At 50.1% G+C, this 409-nt stretch carries 1 protein-coding gene; it reads left to right on the top strand.

Annotated elements, in window-relative coordinates:
• Nucleotides 1–152: 152 nt before the first annotated feature.
• Nucleotides 153–284, top strand: a complete 132-nt coding sequence (locus AAC147_RS05685; RefSeq protein ID WP_258087083.1) for a hypothetical protein — start codon at nucleotides 153–155, stop codon at nucleotides 282–284.
• The last annotated feature ends 125 nt before the right edge of the window (nucleotides 285–409 follow it).

Genomic DNA, 409 nt, shown 5'->3' on the forward strand with positions numbered 1-409 from the left:
GCCGATGGTATCGTCGAACCAGCAGGCAATAGTTTCTGAAGGGGCACACTGGTGATTTTTTTCCAGTCAGAAGCACACACCGGCGTCTCAGGCGTCGGCGAGTTTGTAGAGAACAGTGCGGAACCCAGGAGATCCTGACACCTCTCAAGGGAATGAGTATATCGGGCACAAGTGCCAAAACACAAGGCCTGAGAGATGGGTATCAGGAAGTCGGAGTCAGCCATAGTAGTGATGAAACGAGTAATGATCGCGGAGCGAAGGGCTGGCAGACAGATCGAACGTGAGAGGGAAACAATGACCGTACACAGCAACGACGGACAATCATGGTTAACAAAACTTGAGCGTACAGGCAAGAAATCAGCCTGCAACAAACAGCAGGTGTTCAATAATTTAGGGCATTTGCTGAACA

This window comes from Xenorhabdus sp. NBAII XenSa04, assembly GCF_963866145.1.
Classification (GTDB): domain Bacteria; phylum Pseudomonadota; class Gammaproteobacteria; order Enterobacterales; family Enterobacteriaceae; genus Xenorhabdus; species Xenorhabdus indica.

What these genes read in the sequence shown, in the direction of transcription:
- AAC147_RS05685 (WP_258087083.1), top strand. Translation starts at nt 153, where the DNA reads ATGAGTATATCGGGCACAAGTGCCAAAACACAAGGCCTGAGAGATGGG.